Genomic DNA, 21,612 nt, shown 5'->3' on the forward strand with positions numbered 1-21,612 from the left:
CGCCTGCTACCCGGTTGCGCTTCCAAGATAGCTGCCACGATCAAGGTAGCTGACGATCAGTTCGGCAGCCTCCTCGGCGCTCAAATCTGGGGTGATCGTGATATGAGGAGCCTCGGGGCGCTCATAGGGACTGCCGATGCCGGTGAAATTCTGTATCAATCCGTTTCGGGCGCGTTGGTACAGACCCTTCGGGTCACGTCGCTCCGCCACTTCCAGCGGTGTATCGACAAAGATCTCGATAAACTGCCCTTCGCCGAAAAGGTCGCGCGCCATCCGGCGTTCCGCCCGGAATGGTGAAATGAAGGAAGCCAGCGCTATCAACCCCGCATCGACCATCAGCCTTGCGGTTTCAGCGACACGACGAATGTTCTCGACGCGGTCAGCGTCGGTAAAGCCGAGATCCCGGTTCAGGCCGTGGCGGACATTGTCGCCATCCAGAAGGTAGGTGTGCTTGCCGATCGCGTGAAGGCGCTTCTCAACGAGATTTGCGATCGTCGACTTGCCGGCGCCGGAGAGGCCGGTGAACCACAGCGCCGCCGGCTTTTGGCCCTTGGCGATCGCGCGCGCGTTCATGTCCACGTCCAGCGCCTGCCAATGAATGTTGCTTGCCCTGCGCAGGCTGAAGTCGATCATCCCGGCGCCAACCGTGTGATTGGTCATCCGGTCGATGACGATGAAAGCACCAGTCTCATGCACCCGGCTGAAAGGATCGAAAGCAAGCGGCGCCTGTGTCATCAAATTGATGACGCCAACTTCGTTCTTCTCGAGCGTCTTCGTGGCGAGCTTTGCGAAATTGTTGATGTCCAGCCTGTGTTTGATGTGCGTGACGCTTGCCCCCACGACGCTGGTGGCAAGCTTGATGAGATAGGGACGGCCGGGGATCAATGGCTCGTCATGCATCCAGAGCAAATGCGCCGCAAACTGGTCGGAGACTTCGGGTCGCTCGGCCGCGGCTGCCAGAACGTCACCGCGGGAGACATCGATCTCGTCCTCGAGCATCAGCGTGACCGCCTCGCCGGCGCCGGCTTCGGAGAGGTCGCCATCGAAAGTGACAATTCGCTTCACCAGGCTCGTAACGCCTGAGCGCGCCACCGCCACGCGGTCTCCAGGCCTCACCACCCCGGCCGCGATCGTGCCGGCAAACCCACGAAAGTCGAGGTTGGGGCGATTGACCCATTGCACCGGCATCCGGAACGGGGCCGCACGGCGGTCGCTGTCGACCTCGACGGACTCCAGATACTCGACGAGTGTCGGGCCCTGATACCAGGGCAGTTTCGCGCTTCTGGTACGAACATTGTCGCCATAACGGGCAGACAGAGGGATGGCCTGTAACGAGACGAAGCCGAGCGGTTCCGCAAAACTTCGATAGGCCGCCTCGATCTCATCGAACACGGCTTGCGAATAGCCGATCAGGTCGATCTTGTTGATCGCCAGAACGACGTGCCGGATTCCGAGCAGGGAGACGATGAAAGAATGCCGGCGGGTCTGGGTGAGGATCCCCTGCCGCGCATCGACGAGAATGACCGCTAGGTCGGCATTGGATGCGCCGGTGGCCATGTTGCGGGTGTATTGCTCATGGCCGGGTGTGTCGGCGACGATGAACTTGCGCTGCTCGGTGGCGAAAAAGCGATAGGCCACATCGATCGTAATGCCTTGTTCGCGCTCACTGGCGAGGCCGTCAACCAGAAGTGCGAAGTCGAGATCGTCGCCGGTCGTGCCGTGCCGCCGGGAATCGGCCGCAAGGGCCGAAAGTTGATCTTCCATCAGCAGCTGGGTGTCGTAGAGCAGCCTGCCGATCAGCGTCGACTTGCCGTCGTCCACGCTGCCGCAGGTGAGAAACCGCAACAGGCTTTTCCGCTCATGGGCATGAAGATGCTGGAAAGCGGCCTGGCTCTCCAGGGAAGCTTCGAGATCTGCGATTTGAGCAACACCAAGCATCAGAAGTACCCCTCACGCTTTTTCTTTTCCATCGATGCCGCCTCGTCATGATCGATCAAACGGCCCGACCGCTCGGACGTCCGGGTGGCAAGCGTTTCCTGGAGCACTTCGGGAAGAGTAGCGGCCGTGCTTTCGGTGGCCGCGGTCAGCGGATAGCAACCAAGGGTGCGGAAGCGCACCGAACGCATTTCGGGCACCTCGCCCGGGCGTAGCGGCAGACGATCGTCGTCCACCATGATCCATTGTCCGTTGCGCTCCACCACCGGACGCTTTGCGGCAAAGTAGAGCGACACGATGGGGATTTTCTCCCTCATGATGTATTGCCAGATGTCGGTTTCGGTCCAATTCGAGAGGGGGAAGACGCGAACGGATTCGCCGGGCCTCAGACGGCCGTTGTAGAGGTTCCACAACTCCGGACGCTGGTTCTTCGGATCCCAGCCATGGTTCTCGCTTCGAAGCGAAAACACCCGCTCTTTCGCACGGCTTTTCTCTTCATCTCGCCGCGCCCCGCCAAAGGCGGCATCGAAACCGAACGAGGACAGCGCCGATTTCAACGCTTCCGTCTTCATGATCTGCGTGTAGATCGATGAGTTGTGGGTAAACGGTGTGATGCCCTCGGCAAGACCGGCTTCGTTGCGACGCACCAGCAGGTCCAGGCCAAGCCGCGCGACGGTTTCGTCGCGGAAGCGGATCATTTCCTTGAATTTCCAGGTGGTGTCGATGTGGAGCAAGGGGAACGGCAGTTGCGAAGGGTAGAAGGCCTTCATCGCCAGATGCAGCATCACCGCCGAGTCCTTGCCCACGGAATACAACATCACAGGGTTGCGCAATTCGGCCGCCACCTCGCGAATGATGTGGATCGATTCAGCCTCGAGCCGCTGCAGATGCGTGAGGGTCGGCGATGACGGACCAAGGCGTCGCGACGCTATGGGCACGGTGGTTGAAGCTTGGGTCGCAAGGGTCATCTAGATTGCCTTTGAAGGAGAAAGATCTGCCTGATTGAGGCTGTCCACCGGCCGTGTCGGCCTGTCGGAGTGGGTGGTCTTCAACGCTTGTTTCAATGAAAACGCCAAACCCGAGGTCCACAATATGCCCAGCACGATGTGGGCGATGTTGCCGCCCATCGCACCGATGCGCGGGATCAGCAGAAGTGCCGTGATGTGGAAGGCGGCCGTCGCAACAATGACAATCCGCAACACCTCGCGCTGTTTGCCCATGGCCAGCAGTGCGGAGCGGGCGGCGGAGCCCGAGAGCACGAACGCGACCGCCACCATCTGCACGATGACGAGGTTGGCCGCGCCGAGAAAAGCAGGACCCGCGGTCCACATGAGCAGCGGCCGGACGAACGCCGCGACGATCAATATGCAGAGGATGCCAAAGCCGAACAGCATGGCTTCGGCTTGAAAGACCGCGCGTTTGAATTTTCCGATGCTTCCCTGCGCCCAGAAGCGGGCCACGTCGGGATAAAGAACGTTCTGGACCTGTGGACCGACCTGCTGGCCGACGCGCCCTATGCGCTTGGCGATTTGATACAAGCCCGCTGAAGCCGGGTCGGCCAGGAACCCGACCAGCAGCGTATCGAGCTCCTGAGCGCTCACGCGCAATGTGAGCGAAATGTTCGAAGACCAGGCGAAATTCCAGATGCCGGGAAAGCGGCTTGTGATTCCGGCCAGAGGCGCGCGCAGGATCTTGCGAACGCCCTGCCTGTGCAGGGCGCGCATCGTCAGGGTCAAGAGTGTCAGGGACCCGAGGATCTGTGTTCCAGCCCAAACCGCGGTGAAATAGGCGAGATCAGCCTTGAGCAGCACCCCGAGCAAGCACAGCAACACCCGCAAAACCGCATTGAGCAGCTGCCCGTAGGCCAGGAGGCGGAAGTTGCCGGCCATGCGCTGCACCGCGACCGGAACGCCCGATATCTGGAACAGCAGGACGCTGGAATACAGGACAAGAAGTTGCACGACTTCCGCGGACCAACCGAAGAACGGCGCGACGAGAAGTGCGGCGCCCATGGCGATGACCCAGGCGCAAACGGCGGCGCCAACATCGATAAGCAGGCCAAATTTCATGAGAATGCGCAGTGCATCGCGATCCGAGGACGCGTCCAGGCCCGCCGCATATTTGATGATCGGCTGCCAGGACTGGAAACTGACAACGCGCTCGACCACGCGGGTGAACGCGATAATCAACGCAAGCTGGCCATAGTTCGCCACGCCAAGGGCGCGCGCCGAAAGCGCAAATGCCACGAGCCCGAGCAATGAACCGAGAAAATTGCCCGTCAGAAGGTGTGCGATATTGGCCAGGCGCGTGCGGCCGGCGCTCCTGCGTTTGAGGGCCTCCATCGCACGTCCGATCAGGCCTGTGGTCATCGCAATGGTTGCCAAACTCACCCCACACTCCGTCCTTGCGGAGCAATGCAGATCCAGGATTCGCGCCAGATCGCTGCTGGCGTCACCCATCATCGGCGGAAAAGAAGAGCCCGCCACAACCAAGTTTGGCTCTGGAGCAACCTCAATCAGTCAGCATCTGATCGCTGCTACGACTGATGGCCTAGCCCATTAGCGGTAAGGAATCCCGAGCGCGCCGGGTGTGGTCATGTATCGGACCCGCGTGGCGTGTCTCACCGCAGATACGCCGGCACGATGCGCGGCGTGCCCGCCAGCCTTGCAGATCGAACGATCGTGGGGGTGAATGACGAACACGAAGTTGAGACGCTGAACCAATGCAGAGCGCTGAAGACTGCCGTCTTCGCCGCAGGCTGCGGCAACCGCGACCCGGACGATCCCGGGGGCGAGGCAGGCTCGAACTGACGAACTTAGGACAAAGTCTTCAATTGTACCGCGAGAAGTGGATTCCACCGCGGCAAAGCAACTCCTTGGCGGCCGAGGTCAACCACTCGGAGCAGGTCCGTTCAATCAGTTCGGCTTGCGCGTCGGTGAGGTAGTCGGCGAAACCTCCGACCTTTCCGCGGCGCATGCGCCGGCTTTCGGCGTCGCCTCTGTCATACACATGCGCCGGCAGGCCCCCCGCCACCTCATGTTCACGCATCGCTTCAAAGCGGGAAGCCTCGATGGCCTCCTCGAGGTCAGCTGCGGACGGATCGTGCCGTAGGAATCTCAGAATGCGCGAGGACGTGCCGACAGGGTCACCGGTCAGTTCTTCATAGCTCAAGACGGCATGCCTGTGATGTTTCAGGCCCTTCGCCCAGCTGTTCAGATACACGATAAGAGCCGGCAGGCCCTGCTGATAGTCGCAGATGAAAGCATCCATATCGCCTTCGAATCGATGCTTGTGGCGCGTCGCGTGGAAATAGGCCGACACCACAACGTCGCGAGGATCGCGAACCATGAAAATGACCGGCCGGTGCAGGAATAGCATATGCCTGTAGTTGAGGTGCGAAACGAGGATAAGCGGCACCCGGGAGCGCTGTTCAGTGTAACGGAAAGCCGGAATCCCACGCTCCGGATCGAGGTCGAAGTTCGGAAGGACTTCGAACATGCGGAAGAGGTCGACATTTCCGTCGTGAGCCGTCCGACTGAAGTAGTCCGACAGGATATGCCTGAACCAGGTTCGCCCGGATTTCGGATAGGAGACGAGGAACGCGTCCGCTCCGGAGGCGGCCCAGGTCATCTTGATGCGCGTTTCCATTTTGCGCAGGGCGCGCTGGGTGGTTAGCATGGCGAGAGCTCTTTATTGCCGCGCGCCGCCAGGACGGCGTGAATGACCTGGTCCCAGTTCTGCATCACATATTCAGGCGTGAACCTTGCAGCACTTGCCGCTGCGGCCGCGCCGAGTTTTTTGCGGAGTGTTTCATCGCCAAGCAGCCGCCGCAGGCCCTGCGCGAGCGCGTCGACACTTCCGTTCTCGACGAGAAGTCCGTCCTTCTCATTATCGACCATCTCGCGAGGACCCCACTGGCAGTCGAAGGATATGACGGGCAGGCCGGCCGCCATTGCCTCCAGCAGCACAATCCCCCAACCTTCGTAGCGGGACGAAAGGACAAAGGCGTCGGCGGTCTCCACCCAGATGCCAGGCCGGCTGGTTACCCCGGGCATTTCAACGCAACCCTGCAGGCCCAGGCGATCCCGCTCGGCTTCCAATTCGGCACGGTCGGGACCTTCGCCCCAGATGACCAGCTTCCATTCGGGAAAATCGCGGCGGATGTTGGCGAATGCCTTCAGCAGCAGGTCGAAGCCTTTCTGCGGGACCAGGCGGCCGACAGCGACGAGCACGGCGCCGTTCCGGCGCGGTTTGCCTGTTGCGGGAAGATCGACAGGATTGGGAATAACCCAGCTGCGCCTTCGCATGGCAGGGCTGAAGTAGTTCAGTGCGCCAGTGGTCATGGTGACCAATCCGAAGGCGGATGGATAAAGCTTTGCCCGCAGGAACCGCCAGACCGGGCCAACATCCTGCAGCGCGGGATTGTTGCGCTCCGAAACCACGACGTCGAGGCCGAGGCCCCGGCTTGCCGCCAGCGACATCACGTTCGTGCGCGTGAGAAAGCTCAGGATCACATCCGGAGCCAGTTTCCTGAGCGTTCGACGCAGGAGAAATATCCGGCGTGCGCCGGCGCCAATTGCCCCCAGCCTGGACCGCTTCATCTGCGGCAATCCCAACCGCTCTATCCTGACCGCGGCATCGAAATGATAGTAAGGCGGGGGACCGGGGGCCTCGAATGTAACCAGCGTCACATGCCAGCCCCTTGCCGCCCACTGATTGGCGAGAACATTGACGACATGTTCGGTGCCGCCGGCGCCCAGTCCAGGCAGGACGATCACCACATGCGGCCGGTTGGAGCCGACGCGCAAGGATTCACCCGCGACGGCATCGCGATCCAGAAGTGTCAGGCCCGCGCCCCAGTCCATCAAACGTTCCAATCTCAACTCCGATCCGCCCAACTATCCAGCTTTTTGCCGCTGCGAAGAGTTGCACATTGGGATGCATCGGAGACGATCGGTTACCTCTAAAGTTGGACTTGGGCGTAGGATCGAAGCGCACAATAGAAAGGGTCAGTGTCTCACTGTCGCCGCGGCACTGTATTGGAGTCCGAATTCATGCGCATAGCCTTTGTCGGTGCGGTGGAGGGGTCCCGTGTTGCGTTTGACGCCCTCGTCGAAGCGGGCATGACGCCCTCGCTGCTTGTCACCTTGGCGGACGACGCTTCCGCACGCCATTCCGATTTCGTCGATCTGTCAGGTCCGGCGCGCGCAGCGGGAGCCTCGGCCCATCTGACCAAGAATATCAACGCGCCCGACACAATCGCCTGGCTCACGGAAGGGCGCCCCGATTTGACGCTGGTCGTCGGCTGGTCGCAGATCTGCCGGGCCGAATTTCGTGCGATCGCCCGCCTTGGATCGATAGGCTTCCATCCGGCCCCACTGCCGCGCTTTCGGGGCAGGGCGGTAATCCCGTGGACGATCATCGCCAACGAGAAGGAGACCGGGTCCACATTTTTTCGGCTCGACGAAGGCGTCGATAGCGGTCCCATTGTAATGCAGAAGCTTTTTCCCGTGGCCGAGGACGAGACCGCGCGTTCACTCTACGAAAAGCACAAGCAGGCCCTGCGGGAAATGACACCTCTCGTGGTCTCGGCGATCGCTCGCGACAACAACGTGGGCATTTTGCAGGACGACTCGCTCGCCAGCTACTGCGCCAAGCGCTCGGCGGACGACGGATCGATAGATTGGACGCAAACGGCGGAAAGCATTCTTCGCCTTGTCCGCGCTGTCGGCGACCCCTATCCAGGCGCCTTCACTCTCGACGGGGGGAGCAAGATCTTCGTCGACCAGGCACGCATGTTTGCGGGGCGAGGGCGCTACATAGGGCTGAGCGGCCAGGTCCAGGCTCACACCGGCAGCGGTTTTGCCGTGCTTTGCGGCGACGGAGAAACCATCGAAGTCACATCCTGGCGCGGTACCAAGCCCAAGCTACATGCCAAGCTGGTGTCTGCCTGAGAGGGCTATGTTCGCTGGCTGCTTGGAGCGAAAAGATGCCTAGGCTGCGATTGTCGGGCGCGATGGCCGTTCTTGCAGATACCAGCGCACGAAGGCAGCCACCCCATCCTCGACGCTGGTCTCGGGGCGAAAGCCTGTCAGGGTCTGCAGGAGGCGCGGGTCGGCATATGTCACCGACATATCTCCTGATTGCATCGGCAGGCTTTTCCGGATGGCGCGTTTGGCGAGGCAGTTCTCGATTGTCTCGATGAAAGACAACAGCTCCACCGGCTGGCCGCCGCCTATATTGACCACACGCCATGGCGCCACGGGTGACAGCGTATCGACGACATCAGGGCCCGACACCGGCTGGCCGCAAACGGGCGCGCATCCGATGAGCCGAACGATGGCTTCAACAAGATCGCCGACATAGGTGAAGTCGCGTCTCATCGCGCCTTCGCCATAGATTTCAATCGGGCGACCGTTCTCGATGGCGTCAACGAATTTGAAGAGCGCCATGTCGGGTCGGCCCCAGGGGCCATACACGGTGAAGAAGCGGAAGGACGTCGTTGGAACCTGGAAAAGATGCGAATACGAATGGGACATCGCCTCCACCGCCTTCTTGGTGGCGGCGTAGAACGTCAGCGGCCAGTCGGTCTGGTCGGTCTCGACGAACGGGGTCGTTTCATTCGCGCCGTAGACCGAGCTGGTGGAGGCAATCAGCAGATGCCGTGGCTTTAGATCGCGGGCAAGCTCAAGCACGTTGAAGGAACCGACCAGATTGCTGTCGGTGTAGCTTCGCGGATTGTCGATCGAGTATCGCACACCGGCCTGCGCGGCCAGATGGACAATCACATCGGGGTTCGCCAAGTCTGCCGCCCGCCGCAGGGCGTCCATGTCTTCCAACTGTCCGATGTGGAAGCGAAAGGCGCCGTATCGCTGCAATAGGGCATGTCGGGATTGCTTCAACGTGACGTCGTAATAAGGCGTCATCCCGTCGAAGCCGGTCACGGAGTGACCTTCGTCCAACAGACGGCGCGCCAGATGAAATCCGATAAATCCGGCGGTTCCGGTGACGAAATACCTCATTCGGCGGCCGCGGCAAAAACAGATATGTCCTCTGCCACACCCTCGCCTATGTTCACGTACTCGAAGCCATGCTTGCAGACCTCTTCGCGCCTGTAGATGTTGCGAAGGTCGACCACGACCTGCTTCGACATGGAGCGTGACAGGCGTTCAAAATCCAGGGCGCGGAACTGGTTCCACTCGGTGACGATCACCAAGGCATCGGCGCCCTTGGCACATTCGTATACTCCCTTCGCGTAATCGACGGTCGCACCGAGCATGAGCTTGGCCTGTTCCATGCCTTCCGGGTCATACACGCGGACATGCGCCCCAAAATCGATCAAAGCCTGGATGATCGAGAGGGAGGGTGCGTCACGGACGTCATCCGTGTTGGGTTTGAATGTGAGGCCGAGCACGGCTATCGTCTTTGCGCGCACGTTGCCGCCGCAGGCGAGGACGATCCTGCGGGCCATTGTGCGCTTTCGCTGGTCGTTCACGGCGACGGTTGTTTCGATCAGCCGCAGCGGCGCACCGCTATCTTGCGCCGTCTTGACGAGAGCCAGCGTGTCCTTGGGAAAACAGGATCCCCCGTACCCTGGTCCTGCATGCAGGAATTTCGAGCCAATGCGATTGTCGAGCCCGATACCTCGGGCCACCTCCTGCACGTTCGCGCCCACGTTCTCGCAAAGATCCGCGATTTCGTTGATGAATGTAATCTTGAGCGCCAGGAAGGCGTTGGCCGCATATTTTATCAGTTCTGACGTGCGACGTCCGGTGAACATGATCGGCGCCTGGTTGAGATAGAGCGGCCGGTAGACTTCCGCCATCACCTCGCGGCTGCGTTCGTCCGACGGCAGGCCGATAACGATCCTGTCGGGCCGTTTGAAGTCGTCGATGGCAGCCCCTTCGCGGAGGAATTCCGGGTTCGACACAATTGCCACATCCGCCGCCGGATTGCAGTTGCGGATGATCCGTTCGACTTCATCTCCGGTCCCCACCGGCACTGTGGATTTGACACAGACCACCGTGAAGCCGCGAACCGCGGCTGCGATTTCCCGCGCCGCCTCGTAGATATAGGAAAGATCGGCGTGACCGTCGCCTCGCCGCGAAGGCGTCCCGACGGCAATGAACACCACATCCGCGTCTGCGACCGCTGGCGCAAGTTCGCTGGTGAAGGCGAGCTGCCCGGTCGCGGAATTCTTGCTGACGAGGTCTTCGAGACCGGGCTCATAGATCGGCATTCTTCCAGCCTGAAGATCGACAATTTTTGCTTCTGCCTTGTCGATGCAGACGACTTTGTGACCAAAGTCAGCCAAGCATGCTCCAGACACGAGACCGACATACCCTGAGCCGACAACCGCAATGCGCATGAACTCGCCACCCCTGATGATGATACCGTTCGATTAAGCCTGCAGCGATCAAGAAAATGGAGCGCGAAATCGGGTATGGCATTACCTCTTCCGAGACCGCCGCGATCTGAAAACGGCGGCCGGCACCGTCTGACTACGCTTAATGTGGATGGTCTTGTCGCTGGACTGGACCCGAGCGATACCTCCCCGCCAGAACGTCAACGAAGGACAGGTGTCCAGTCGCCTTCGGCGCCCGTTCGCAAACGCAGTTGAAATGGTTCACTGTTGTCCGTTTCCGTTCAATGCCTTCACGAGAGTGCATTGAGACTGGCGGAATTTCGCGGTCGATGCAGCAGCGAACGCTTGGTCCATGGCTGATTTCCGGCTCAAGCCATTGTGCAGGAACATCTGCCCTTTCTTTCGAAAGAGACCTTGCTGCTCACAAAAAACGGCAGCAGACCACCCTGGGCCGCTCCGATCTACGGAATTGGAGACGTACGAACAATCGTCGGGCCGAGACGATTTCTTCTGGCACCCCGCCAAAGCCTTTTTGGCTGCTTCTACCCCCGAGCGATGTCCCCAAACCGCGATCCAGGTCCCGTCCGTTGATCCGGATATCGCTTCCCAAGCGTGTTTGCCGGGATCGAAACGCATCAGCTGATCGAACTCTTTCTTCGTCAATTCCGCGGTCTGCGGCCGCTTCGCCTGTCGCTGCCAGGCTCTCAGAGCGTCCAACGTCCGCTGACCAATCCTGCCGTCGGGAATACGAGTCAGGAAATTGCTCTCGAACAGCCGCGCCTGGGCCCGATAGATTTCTGCCTGGCTCAGTTGGGACTGCGCGATGGAGTGTTCCGACATCATCATCAGCGCCAAGCACAGTGCGCCGGCCCTGGCACGGTGACTTTTCATCGATCTCTCCACTCTGGCGGTATTGGTTGGAGGGCCCCCTCATTTCCGTGGCCGCAATGGAGACCTGCCGTCAGGCCCGGCTCAGGCGACGAAGTCAATGCGCGTAGTTGGGAGCCCGGTTTGTCTTCGAACCAGCAGTTGCAACGGTGGCCGGTTTTGCGAAGAGGAAAGCTCCATCCTGGGAAAACAGATCCACCGGCATCATTTGGAATTCGCGCTGCGAGTGCGGTACGTCCAATTCCCTATCGACAATACGCCAGAGGTTGTCGAAGAACGACCCGTCGGCAAGCCGTACACTTCCCCCCTTCAACGGCTTGGTGGAGGAGAAGACCGTTGCGGGATTGGCCCACATGTCGGCGATTGCCACGTCATAGTAACCAGGATGGGTGGCGTTGGGCTTGATGATGGCGAAGGGCGTGTTCTTTTCAGGCCAGCCTATCCGTCCCACAGTCAGGCATTCGCCTGGCTCGGGCAATCTTGCCTTCACCAGATAGGCCAGCGCCGCATCGATGCCGCCGATTTCGGAAACGACGTGTGCCGTCAATCCCGCCCGGGCCAGGTGCATCAACTCTTGCGCCTGTCGCTCATAGATATCGGCCAATGTCAGGAAAGCCAGCCATTGCTGGTGTGGGCAGTCGTGCTTGGCCTGGCAGAGAAGCCGCCCCGCCTCCAAGGCGGATTCGATCCTCCTTTTATCCGCTTCAGCGAACGCTTCCCGCGCCGGGCGGATGTGCTCTGCCAGTTTCGTCAGTTCTTTTGAAATGCTCTCCATTTCCTTCTCCTCCCCGATCGATATCCAGCCAGCCCCTTATTATTACGTTGGCTTGGCCTTACACAGAACTCCTCCAAGGGTATTGCCAGAGATGCTATTAAGGCTCACCCCGCCTATTCTGTTGGGGATGGCTATACTTTCGGCTTCACCTGCATGTTGGCTTTCACGCCGACGTTCGACAGCGGAGCGCTGCACATCGGGCATGGTGGTCCACGGCAGGACACTCTCGAAATATCGCGCCGGATGCCGGCGCGTGTTCCAGCGGTGGAGTATGAGCCGATTGAAAATGGGGCCGACCTTATCATTTCGGGGAGGGGGCCTACCCGGCCTGATCCGATTATCCGCTCACTAAGTGGTAGCTGCACGACCGCAAAGATTCCGAATGGCGGCGGAGGCGAAATTCCACTGAGCGAATAGACGTAGTGGCAGGGATCGTTCAAACAACTTGCGCACGCCAACCTCTTGGAGCCTTTAGCGGGAGCAATCCTGGTTGAGCGGGAGGGACTCCCCTGAACTCGATGACCGCAACATTCGCGACCACAGCACCCGCGCAGGCGGGGTGGCGGTTCAGGCAGCCGAGTGTCATTCCGGGTTTCGGATTGACGCTCGGCTTGTCGCTTGCCTACCTCACCCTCATCATCCTCATCCCGCTGTCCGGGCTGATCTGGCGCTCGGCCGCGCTTGGCTGGACCGATTTCTGGGCGATCGCCACCGACCGCCGCACCATCAATGCGCTGGAGATCAGCTTCGGCACCGCCTTCCTCGCGGCGATCGTCAATGTCGTGTTCGGCACGCTGGTCGCCTGGGTGCTGGTGCGCTACCGTTTTCCCGGTCGCCGCATCGTCGATGCCATGGTCGACCTGCCCTTCGCCCTGCCGACCGCGGTCGCCGGCATCGCGCTGACCACGCTCTATGCGCCGAACGGCTGGATCGGCAAACTCCTGATGCCGCTCGGCATCAAGGTCGCCTACACGCCGCTCGGCATCGTCATCGCCCTGGTCTTCATCGGCCTGCCCTTCGTCGTGCGCACCGTGCAGCCGATCATGGAAGAGATCGACAAGGAGGTCGAGGAAGCCGCCGCCACGCTCGGCGCCAGCCGCTTCCAGATCATCACCCGCGTGCTGTTCCCGGGCCTGGCGCCGGCCATCATCACCGGCTTTTCGCTGGCCTTTGCCCGCGGCGTCGGCGAATACGGCTCGGTCATCTTCATCGCCGGCAATTTGCCCTACAAATCCGAGATCGCGCCGCTTTTGATCGTCATCCGGCTCGAGGAATACAATTATCCGGCGGCGACCGCGATCGCGGCGATCATGCTCGCTCTGTCGTTCGTCATGCTTCTGGTCGTCAATCTGGTGCAGACATGGAGCCGCAAGCGCTATGGCTGATCCCGAAATCAAATCCTGGGAACCCTACCATGAGAGCCGCTCGGCGGCGGTGACCGAAAGCCGTCCGGCGCAGGCCGTGCTGATGGCGATCGCCTTTGCCTTCCTCGGCGTCTTCCTGCTCTTGCCGCTGATCATCGTCTTCCATGAGGCGCTGGCGAAAGGCGTCGGTGCCTATACGCAGGCCCTGGGCGAAGCGGACGCGCGCTCGGCCATCCACCTGACATTGCTCGTCGCCGCGATCTCGGTGCCGCTCAATGTCGTCTTCGGCATCTCCGCCGCCTGGGCGATCGCCAAGTTCGAATTCAAGGGCAAGGCGTTTTTGACCACGCTGATCGACCTGCCCTTCTCGGTCTCGCCGGTGATCTCGGGCCTGGTCTATGTGCTTTTGTTCGGCGCGCAAGGATTGCTCGGCGATTGGCTGAAGGGACATGGCATCCAGATCCTGTTCGCCGTGCCGGGCATCGTGCTGGCCACCGTCTTCGTCACCTTCCCGTTCGTCGCCCGCGAGCTGATCCCGCTGATGCAGGAACAGGGCAATGGCGATGAGGAGGCGGCGCTTTCGCTCGGCGCCAATGGCTGGCAGACCTTCTGGTTCGTCACCTTGCCCAACGTCAAATGGGGGCTGCTCTACGGCGTGCTGTTGTGCAATGCGCGCGCCATGGGCGAATTCGGCGCGGTGTCGGTGGTGTCGGGCCATATACGCGGCCTGACCAACACCATGCCGCTGCATGTCGAAATCCTCTACAACGAGTACAACGCCGTCGGCGCTTTCGCCGTCGCCTCGTTGCTGGCCGGGCTGGCGCTGGTCACGCTGGTCTTGAAAACACTGCTCGAGATGCGCTACGGCGCCGAACTCGCCGCGACGCGCGGGCACTGACAGATGCATGTCGCCCAAAAGTGGGAACCGGTTTTGGAGCAACGACATGCATGAATCAAAAGATATGTCGCCCAAAAGTGGGAACCGGTTTTGGGGCAACGACATGCATGAACCAGAAGATATGTCGCCCAAAAGTGGGAACCGGTTTTGGGATGAGGACATGCATCCATTACAAAGGGGCTGTTGATGGAAGTTCGCGTTGCCAATGTGCGCAAGGAATTCGAGCGGTTTCCCGCGCTCCACGACGTGTCGCTCGACATCAAGTCGGGCGAGTTGATCGCGTTGCTGGGGCCGTCCGGCTCCGGCAAGACGACGCTGCTCAGGCTGATCGCCGGGCTGGAGCGGCCGACGCGGGGAAAAATCTTCTTCGGCGACGAGGACGCCTCGCAGAGATCGATCCAGGAGCGCAATGTCGGCTTCGTCTTCCAGCACTATGCGCTGTTCCGGCACATGACGGTGGCCGACAATATCGGCTTCGGCCTCAAGGTCCGGCACGGGCCATCACGGCCGCCGGCGCAGGAAATCCGCCGCCGCGCCTCCGAGCTTCTCGACCTCGTCCAGCTCTCGGGCCTGGAAAAGCGCTATCCGGCACAACTCTCCGGCGGCCAGCGCCAGCGCGTGGCGTTGGCACGCGCCATGGCGATCGAGCCCAAGGTGCTCTTGCTCGACGAGCCGTTCGGCGCGCTCGATGCGCAGGTGCGGCGTGAATTGCGCCGCTGGCTGCGCGAAATCCATGATGCCACCGGCCACACCACCGTCTTCGTCACCCACGACCAGGAAGAGGCGCTGGAGCTTGCCGACCGCGTCGTGGTGATGAGCCAGGGCCGCATCGAGCAGGTCGGCACCGCCGACGACATCTACGACACGCCGAACTCGCCCTTCGTCTACGGCTTCATCGGCGAATCGAGCTCGCTCCCCGTCAAGGTCGAGAACGGCGAGATCTGGCTCGCCGACCGTCCGATCGGGCTTGCCGCGCCCGGTGAGCCCTCTGGCGACGCGACGCTGTATTTCCGCCCGCACGATATCGACCTGCTGGACGGCTGCAGCGGCTGCATCGCCGGTACGGTGACCGCCAGCCGCCGCGTCGCCGGCACGCGGCGCGTCGAGCTCGAAATCGGCGGCGAACGCCGGCGGGTCGAGATCGAGCTGCCGGTCGATCACCCAGCGGCGCAGAAGAGCCGGGTGGCTTTCCGCCCGGGACGTTGGAAGCTGTTTGCGGCGTCGACCGCGATCCAGAATCGCACGTTCGCGTTTGCGAGCGGCAAGAAACGGGTTTTGGAAAAGCCCGAGCGGCTAAAGCCCACTACGCGCGCCGCCTGAATTGAGCCGATCACAGCGTCGGCTTCAGGATCGACGCTTCTTCGTGTCTGGAGCCGGCGCCAGCATCGTGAAAGCGCGCCCGATCTCGTGATCGCCCTCAGCCACGATGGTCGCCGAGATCAGTACATGTTCTTTTTGCAGCAGGACCGAATGGGTCATTCTCCCGGCCGCCATCATTGTCGTCGAGTACCCGACAACGGACCAGCCTGAGGCAAGAAGACGACTAAGCTTGTCGTCCGGTTGCAGTTCTCCAGCAGCCATAAGGTTCCTCCCGCGAGACCGAGAATTTGGAGGGTGTGCAGACGCTGCCACTCCCTCGTTCTCGGTTCGAGGCCAATCCGACGTTATAATCGGGTCACCATTATGGTTGTTCAACCGACGGCACGGGCATCAGGGGTGGAGAAGCCGTTTGGAAGCTTCTCCCGTTTCCAGCAGCGGGCTTACTCGGGCTTGTAGATCTGGTCGAATATACCACCGTCGCCGAAATGATAAGGCTGTGCCTTCTTCCAGCCGCCGAAAAGCGGATCGTCGATGGAGATCAGCTTGATATCGGGGGTCTTGGGCAGATCCGCCGGCGCCACCAGTTCGGGCTTGGCCGGGCGATAGTGGTTCTTGGCGATGATGGTCTGGCCTTCCTTGGAATAGAGCCAGCCCAGATAGGCTTCGGCGACCTTGCGCGTGCCCTTGGCATCGACATTGGCGTCGACGATCGCCACCGGCGGCTCGGCCAGGATCGATGTCGGCGGATAGACGATCTCGAAATTGTCGGCGCCGAATTCATCGAGCGCCAGATAGGCGTCGTTTTCCCAGCCGATCAGCACGTCGCCGATGCCCTTTTGCGCGAAGGTCACGGTCGAGCCGCGCGCACCGGTGTCGAGCACCGGGGCATTGGCATAGAGCTTGCCGACGAATGCCTTGGTCTTGGCTTCGTCGCCGCCATCGTTGGCGTTGGCGTAGGCCCAGGCCGCCAGATAGTTCCAGCGGGCGCCGCCGGAGGTCTTGGGGTTGGGCGTGATCACCTGGGTGCCGTCCTTGACGAGGTCGTTCCAGTCATGGATGCCCTTGGGATTGCCCTTGCGGACCAGGAAGATGATGGTCGAGGTGTAGGGCGCCGAATTGTTTTCGAATTTCTTGCGCCAGTCGGGATCGATCTTCTTCGACTTCGAGACGATGGCGTTGATGTCGCCTTCGAGCGCCAGCGTCACCACATCGGCCTCGAGGCCGTCGATCACGGCGCGCGCCTGGGCGCCCGATCCGCCATGTGACTGCTGGATGGTGACCGTCTCGCCGGTCTCGGCCTTCCAGTGCGCGACGAAGGCCTCGTCATAGGCCTTGTAGAGCTCGCGCGTCGGATCGTAGGACACGTTGAGAATGGTGGTGTCGGCAAACGCGAAACCGAGCGTGCCGAACTGGACAGATGCGGCGACCAGTACGCCGAGCAGTTTCTTGAAATGAGGTTTGGTCATTTCTGCCTCCGTTGATGACGGATCAAACTCTACCAAATTTATAGAAAAAAGATGCATTCATCCGAAAGGGCAGACATGCCGCATCAGCTAATCCAAAAGGCGGGCCTTGGTACGAAGACCGCGGCAAAAGGCCGGCGCGCCGGTGCGGGCTTTTGTCGGGAAGAACTTCGCCACCACAATCGTTTTGCAAGGTGGATGGGCAACGGGGCTAGAAAAAATGTCTCACAATGACGCGAACCTGTGTGCTCGGGCGCAAGCACGAGGCATCACGATCTATCAGCGTTCAAAGACTGTATGGATCGCGGCGGGAAGCCATCGCGGGCAAGATTTTGAAGTGAAGGGACGTTCTCCAGCAATTGCGCTCGCATTCTGGGTGGAAGCCGCCCGATACAGAGGCTCGGGCATATAGGCCGCTCCGTGCTTTGGAGGCGCATTGCGTTGGAAAAGGGTGTCCGGTCGACACGCTTCAAGCCATTTTTGCGCAGGCCGCTATCCCAAACAGCCGCGCATTCTCGCCGGTATGCCTCGGGGGTTTGCACCGGAGCTCAAGAACCGATCCGTACCCACTTCCCGTTGGCCGATTGCGACTGTCTGGCAAAATAACGGTACGAAGTGTTTGACCAATCGCGGATGACACTGCCACGGTTATCCAGGATCAAGTCGCCCTTGTCGGTTCGAACCGTGAGCACCGTGTGACCCTCGCCGCCAAGCGAAGCGACCGTCAGAAGCAAAGCGGAAGCCGGCCATCCACGCTTCAAAAGCTCGCTTTTTTTCAGGATCGCAATATCCTCGCAATCACCCTGTTTGGTCGGTAGACGCCAATCGTCGGCACTGCCTGCCGTGACGAGATCGCTGCGCTCCTCGATCCGGCGATTGACGGAGGTGTTCACCGCTTCGAGTTCGGCTCTGCGTGCCGGTGTCAGCGTCACCAGCTTGACCCGCCCGCTGGTGCTGCAGAGTCGTGGCTGGTTGGCGCAGAACACACGAGCGGCCGGCGGAGGGAACGCATACCCCTTTGTGACCATCATCGCATGGGAGCCGGCTGTCGCGCTGCAACCAGTTGCCACCATGGCTACGGCAACAAGCGTAGCAAAACGCATCACGTACCATCTCCTTTTGGCTGTCAAGCTGCCAACAAGCCTCGCAGAAAATGGTAAATCAATCCTTAAAAAGGTATTCTCGGCAAACATACATAACAATATGTTACCGGATTGTAGAAATTAATTGATAGCGTCTTGGTTTGGGACCATGCGCACCTTTGCGTTGGAGGAAGAAATGCTGCTATCCATGACTTTGATGAGAAAGGTTTATTCGACCTTGCTCGTCTCATCTGCTGTTCTGGCTGCGAGTATGACGAGTTCTACGGCAGCACAGGATAGTATACGGCCGCGGATGACGGCAGCCCAATGCCAACCTCTTACCGACGCGAACTATGCGATGTGTTGTATCGCGATCAATCGCGGAAGCATCCTTTCGTCAGATCAACTCGATCAATGCCCACCCATCACCACCTCGCTCATAGCAACCACGCTTTCACGCATCGGCGACAGCAACGGGCCTGGCAATGGAGGTGGTTCCAGTGGCGGTGGTACGGGCGGCAAGGGCGGAGACGACGGCGGCAAGGGCGGCGATGACGGCGGCAAGGGCGGCGACAACGGCGGCAAGGGCGGCGACAACGGCGGCAAGAGCGGCGACGACGGTGGCAAAAGCGGCGACAACGGCGGCAAGAGTGGTGACGACGGCGGCAAGAGCGGCGACGACGGTGGCAAAAGCGGCGACAACGGCGGCAAGAGTGGTGACGACGGCGGCAAGAGTGGCGACAACGGCGGCAAGGGTGGCGATTCCGGGCGCGGCTCCGGCCATTAGCAGAGGCTTCGGCAACTCGGTGTCGGATGTTGCTGGAGCGCATGTGATATCCGGCTTCGCCCCTGACTGATCCGCTCCAAATTCAGGAAGGCGCGTCGCGCTCCAGCGAGTCCAAGCGACGCGCCTTGACACCGAGCGTTGCCGCTTGGCCGGACAATGGGTCAAGGCTAATGCAACACAATCGCAAAGAATTTTCTGTCAGGCGACTGCAGCCTATCAACACCCTGCAGGCAAACTCTCCGAACCTGGACAGCTTGTCTGACCATGCGGCGCCAGCGGCCGAACTTCTGGCGGTTTTGGGCAATGAGAGAAGACTTGTGATTCTGGGCCATCTGACGGAAGGCGAGATTTCGGTTGGCGAATTGGCTGTGCTGGTCGGACTTAGCAAAAGCGCTCTTTCTCAACATCTGAGCAAGCTGCGCAAACACCAACTGGTTTCCACCAGGCGTCACCGACAGACCGTCTACTATTCCTGTAGTTTTGGGATCGGTCGGAAAATCACCCAGATAATCGATTTAGCCGTGAACCTGGCTGCAGTTTCGCGGGCCGAGAAGCCTCGCAGGCCCCCCGCCACATAAATCCAGACGTCCGGATCCATGACATCCTGCAGATCCTGGCAGCTCGCGCAGGCAGCAGGTTCCGCTTCGTCTCCAGTCTTCAAACGCCGCGTGGCCTTCCCGGCATGGCGTCTGGCGCGTCATTGCCGGCTGTCAAGCGTGGAAACGATGCTTAAGCCCACGATCTATTAGTTGATCGTGGTAGAGCTTTTGCAGCGGCACTGTTAGAGTTCCTGACAGGACGGGGCGATATCGGCGCGGGCGCACCTGCCAGGACGATTCTCACAGCAACGCGACGAAGGTTCAGGAGCGGGTGGTCGCCTGTGCTGCAGCAGGACCAGAAGGAATCGGGACTCAAACATGGCTGAACGGAATTACACCCGTCAGCTGGCGACGATCGTCTCCATCGATGCCGTTGGATTTTCACGGTTGATGGGTCTTGACGATGAATCGGCTGTCGCTGCCTTCGAGGAACGACGCGACATCATCGCCGAGAGCTGCAGCACCTTCGGCGGCCGCACCTTCGGCGATGCTGGCGACAGCGTCATGGCCGAATTCGGCAATCCGATCGAGGCGCTGCGCGCGGCGTTCGATTTTCAGGATCGAATTGTCACGCTCAATTCATCGCTGGACGAACCCATGCGCATGCCGTTTCGCGCCGGCATCAACACGGGCGATGTCATCGTCCGTGAAGGCCGGCTTTACGGCGACGACGTCAACATCGCAGCCAGAATCCAGGAATTCGCGCCCCACGATGGTCTCGCCGTGTCGGAAACCACCTGGCACCACGTGAAGGACAAGACAGCGGCTGAATTCACCGACCTCGGCGAACTCATGCTGAAGAATATCGCGCTGCCGGTGCGCGTTTTGATTGCGAGGCGCGGCGGCAACCTTTCACCGCCACCAGCGCTGATGGCGGCAATCCCATCCGTCAATGGTCGGCAGAACGTGTCGCTCAAAGGTCCACCCGCGATCGCCGTGCTGCCGTTCCAAAGCGATGGAGGCGAGCGCGACGTCGGCTATATGGCCGACGGCATAGCCGAAGACATCATTTACGGGCTTTCCAACAGAAGATGGCTCTCGGTGATTGCCAAGAACTCGAGCTTCCAGTTTCGCGACGACACCTTGGGAACGCGCGTTATCGGCAATGCCCTTGGTGCACGCTACATCGTCAGCGGCACGCTGATGCGCAACGATGAGCGGATTCGTCTGACAACCTCGCTTGCCGACGTGTCAAACGGCCGATTGGTATGGTCGCAACGCTTCGATCGCGCGCTGGCCGACATCTTCAATCTGCGCGACGAGATCGGCGCGGAGATCGTCTCGATCCTCGACAAGGAGGTCGACAGGGCCGAACAGGCGCGGACCTTCCAGGTGCCGTGGGAAAGTCTGGAAACGTGGCAATTGGTGCGGCGTGGACGCTGGCATATGAATCGGCGCACACGCGGCGACACGGAAATCGCGCTGGAGTTTTTCGAAAAGGCTTACCGGGAAGATCCGAATTCGAGTGCGGTGCTGAACGAACTGGCATGGTGGTATTTCTGGCGAGCCTGGCTGCGGTTCGGCGACAGCGACGATCTGGACAAGGTCAAGCAATATTCACGCAAAGCCTTGCTCATGGACAGCCTGGATGCCCGCCCGCACGCTCATCTCGGCGTCATGGACATCATGAGAGGGCGGCCCGCATCGGCGGTCGATCATCTCGAGGAAGCGCTTCACATCAATCCAAGCTTCGCTTTTGCGCACTCGGCTATGGGCAGTGCGCGCCTGCTGCTGGGCGATGCCGCCGGTGCAATACCGTTCTTCGTCGAGACGGAGCGGCTGAGCCCGTTTGACCTCTACCGGTTCCACAATCTGGGGGAATTGGCGGCAGCTTACAGTTTCCTAGAGGACTGGCCATCGGCGATCTCCACCGCGGACCGCTCGCTCGATCTGTCACCCGGCTATTTCTATTCCCGGTTTCTGAAGATCGGCGCCCTGGCGAGGAGCGGGCGCAAGCAAGAGGCCATGCGGGAGCTGGCTATACTTATGACGCGACATCCGGATTTTTCGGAGCAAAGGGTGCGCTGGATACCGTTCGTGGACAAAGCGGCAAACGAATTTCTCATCGCCAATTTCAAATCCGCCGCGAGCGATGATTAATTGAGGTGCCGAATGCCGACAACTGTGAAAGTATTC

Annotated in this window: 19 protein-coding genes; 7 read left to right on the plus strand and 12 right to left on the minus strand. The window is 60.6% G+C overall.

Annotated elements, in window-relative coordinates; all coding sequences use genetic code 11:
- Positions 1 to 6: 6 nt before the first annotated feature.
- The 5 genes from cysN to MESOP_RS10515 all read right to left on the minus strand — a co-directional run bounded on the left by cysN (position 7) and on the right by MESOP_RS10515 (position 6,800).
- On the minus strand, positions 7 to 1,938 hold the full coding sequence (cysN, locus tag MESOP_RS10495) for a sulfate adenylyltransferase subunit CysN (protein WP_013893309.1): 1,932 nt from the start codon (positions 1,936 to 1,938) through the stop codon (positions 7 to 9).
- On the minus strand, positions 1,938 to 2,903 hold the full coding sequence (cysD, locus tag MESOP_RS10500) for a sulfate adenylyltransferase subunit CysD (protein WP_013893310.1): 966 nt from the start codon (positions 2,901 to 2,903) through the stop codon (positions 1,938 to 1,940). Before cysD ends, cysN begins: the two co-directional genes overlap by 1 nt.
- Complete coding sequence (locus MESOP_RS10505) at positions 2,904 to 4,277, minus strand: lipopolysaccharide biosynthesis protein (RefSeq protein WP_150111262.1); 1,374 nt, start codon at positions 4,275 to 4,277, stop codon at positions 2,904 to 2,906. It lies immediately after the preceding gene.
- Positions 4,278 to 4,764: 487 nt separating this feature from the next.
- Entirely contained in the window at positions 4,765 to 5,613 is an 849-nt protein-coding gene (locus tag MESOP_RS10510; protein WP_013893312.1) for a sulfotransferase domain-containing protein, read from the minus strand.
- Positions 5,607 to 6,800: a glycosyltransferase family 4 protein gene (locus MESOP_RS10515; RefSeq protein WP_013893313.1), complete on the minus strand. Its 1,194-nt coding sequence runs from the start codon at positions 6,798 to 6,800 to the stop codon at positions 5,607 to 5,609. The genes MESOP_RS10510 and MESOP_RS10515 overlap by 7 nt, the downstream gene beginning before the upstream one ends.
- Before the next feature lie 189 nt (positions 6,801 to 6,989).
- Here MESOP_RS10515 and MESOP_RS10520 point away from each other — a divergent pair, with 189 nt between their 5' ends.
- Complete coding sequence (locus MESOP_RS10520; protein WP_013893314.1) at positions 6,990 to 7,889, plus strand: formyltransferase family protein; 900 nt, start codon at positions 6,990 to 6,992, stop codon at positions 7,887 to 7,889.
- Between the two features lie 39 nt (positions 7,890 to 7,928).
- Here MESOP_RS10520 and MESOP_RS10525 read toward each other — a convergent pair whose 3' ends face one another.
- The 4 genes from MESOP_RS10525 to MESOP_RS10540 all read right to left on the minus strand — a co-directional run bounded on the left by MESOP_RS10525 (position 7,929) and on the right by MESOP_RS10540 (position 11,963).
- Entirely contained in the window at positions 7,929 to 8,957 is a 1,029-nt protein-coding gene (locus tag MESOP_RS10525; RefSeq protein WP_013893315.1) for an NAD-dependent epimerase/dehydratase family protein, read from the minus strand.
- On the minus strand, positions 8,954 to 10,303 hold the full coding sequence (locus tag MESOP_RS10530) for a UDP-glucose dehydrogenase family protein (RefSeq protein WP_013893316.1): 1,350 nt from the start codon (positions 10,301 to 10,303) through the stop codon (positions 8,954 to 8,956). Before MESOP_RS10530 ends, MESOP_RS10525 begins: the two co-directional genes overlap by 4 nt.
- Positions 10,304 to 10,561: 258 nt before the next feature.
- Positions 10,562 to 11,191, minus strand: a complete 630-nt coding sequence (locus MESOP_RS10535) for a peptidoglycan-binding domain-containing protein (RefSeq protein ID WP_013893317.1) — start codon at positions 11,189 to 11,191, stop codon at positions 10,562 to 10,564.
- Positions 11,192 to 11,285: 94 nt separating this feature from the next.
- Positions 11,286 to 11,963 (minus strand): hypothetical protein, encoded by a 678-nt coding sequence (locus MESOP_RS10540; protein ID WP_013893318.1) that lies wholly within the window; start codon positions 11,961 to 11,963, stop codon positions 11,286 to 11,288.
- A gap of 518 nt (positions 11,964 to 12,481) precedes the next feature.
- Here MESOP_RS10540 and cysT point away from each other — a divergent pair.
- The 3 genes from cysT (at position 12,482) to MESOP_RS10555 (ending at position 15,545) form a co-directional block, all read left to right on the plus strand.
- A complete protein-coding gene (gene cysT / locus MESOP_RS10545) occupies positions 12,482 to 13,348 on the plus strand; it encodes a sulfate ABC transporter permease subunit CysT (RefSeq protein WP_013893319.1) in 867 nt (288 codons plus the stop codon).
- Entirely contained in the window at positions 13,341 to 14,225 is an 885-nt protein-coding gene (gene cysW, locus MESOP_RS10550) for a sulfate ABC transporter permease subunit CysW (RefSeq protein WP_013893320.1), read from the plus strand. The genes cysT and cysW overlap by 8 nt, the downstream gene beginning before the upstream one ends.
- A gap of 186 nt (positions 14,226 to 14,411) precedes the next feature.
- Entirely contained in the window at positions 14,412 to 15,545 is a 1,134-nt protein-coding gene (locus MESOP_RS10555; RefSeq protein WP_013893321.1) for a sulfate/molybdate ABC transporter ATP-binding protein, read from the plus strand.
- Between the two features lie 24 nt (positions 15,546 to 15,569).
- On the opposite strand, the gene MESOP_RS10560 is transcribed toward MESOP_RS10555, so the two are convergent.
- The 3 genes from MESOP_RS10560 to MESOP_RS10570 form a co-directional block, all read right to left on the minus strand.
- Positions 15,570 to 15,806, minus strand: a complete 237-nt coding sequence (locus tag MESOP_RS10560; RefSeq protein ID WP_013893322.1) for a hypothetical protein — start codon at positions 15,804 to 15,806, stop codon at positions 15,570 to 15,572.
- Between the two features lie 179 nt (positions 15,807 to 15,985).
- Complete coding sequence (locus MESOP_RS10565) at positions 15,986 to 17,011, minus strand: sulfate ABC transporter substrate-binding protein (RefSeq protein ID WP_013893323.1); 1,026 nt, start codon at positions 17,009 to 17,011, stop codon at positions 15,986 to 15,988.
- 545 nt (positions 17,012 to 17,556) lie between these two features.
- The gene (locus tag MESOP_RS10570; protein WP_013893324.1) at positions 17,557 to 18,111 is read right to left on the minus strand and encodes a transglutaminase-like cysteine peptidase; all 555 of its coding nucleotides are present in this window, start codon (positions 18,109 to 18,111) and stop codon (positions 17,557 to 17,559) included.
- A gap of 148 nt (positions 18,112 to 18,259) precedes the next feature.
- Here MESOP_RS10570 and MESOP_RS35560 point away from each other — a divergent pair, with 148 nt between their 5' ends.
- The 3 genes from MESOP_RS35560 (at position 18,260) to MESOP_RS10585 (ending at position 21,576) form a co-directional block, all read left to right on the plus strand.
- Entirely contained in the window at positions 18,260 to 18,877 is a 618-nt protein-coding gene (locus MESOP_RS35560; protein WP_167313546.1) for a hypothetical protein, read from the plus strand.
- Between the two features lie 245 nt (positions 18,878 to 19,122).
- Positions 19,123 to 19,455: an ArsR/SmtB family transcription factor gene (locus MESOP_RS36120; protein ID WP_425339705.1), complete on the plus strand. Its 333-nt coding sequence runs from the start codon at positions 19,123 to 19,125 to the stop codon at positions 19,453 to 19,455.
- Positions 19,456 to 19,794: 339 nt separating this feature from the next.
- A complete protein-coding gene (locus MESOP_RS10585; RefSeq protein WP_013893327.1) occupies positions 19,795 to 21,576 on the plus strand; it encodes an adenylate/guanylate cyclase domain-containing protein in 1,782 nt (593 codons plus the stop codon).
- Positions 21,577 to 21,612: the final 36 nt, after the last annotated feature.

Source organism: Mesorhizobium opportunistum WSM2075 (assembly GCF_000176035.2).
Lineage (GTDB): Bacteria > Pseudomonadota > Alphaproteobacteria > Rhizobiales > Rhizobiaceae > Mesorhizobium > Mesorhizobium opportunistum.